The organism is Klebsiella sp. K47, assembly GCF_051858335.1.
In the GTDB taxonomy this organism is placed as follows: Bacteria; Pseudomonadota; Gammaproteobacteria; order Enterobacterales; family Enterobacteriaceae; genus Klebsiella; species Klebsiella pneumoniae.
On sequence record NZ_JBPYUI010000113.1, the window covers coordinates 1 to 336 of the forward strand.

The following is a 336-nucleotide window of genomic DNA, read 5'->3' on the forward strand; positions in this document are numbered from 1 at the left end:
GTGTCGGGCCGTGGTGATCGTCGTCCACGCCCGGCGGGTGCGCATGCGGCATGGAGTTGTTGCCCGGCTCGAATAAGGCAGGGTGATCCTCGGCCTTTTCGTCGTCATGGTGGCCTTGCGTCTCGCCGCCGCCATGCGAATGGCCCTCGCTGCTGTCGACAAGTTCCTTGTACGCAGTCGCGTCCAGCGTGGGCAACTTCTGCAGGAAGGCCGACATGTTCCATATGAACTCATCGTCCATGCTGCCGCCCCAAGCGGGCATGCCGCTGGCCTTGATGCCGTGCTTGATCACCCAGAACGCCTCAGCTGGAGCGACCGGCTGTTTGCTTAGGTTCG

1 protein-coding gene is annotated in these 336 nt (G+C 63.1%); it reads right to left on the bottom strand.

All coding sequences use genetic code 11. The features are described from left to right. Nucleotides 1–292: c-type cytochrome (locus RRF55_RS27330; protein WP_439419212.1), on the bottom strand; the 292-nt coding region annotated here is incomplete at its 3' end. Nucleotides 293–336: the final 44 nt, after the last annotated feature.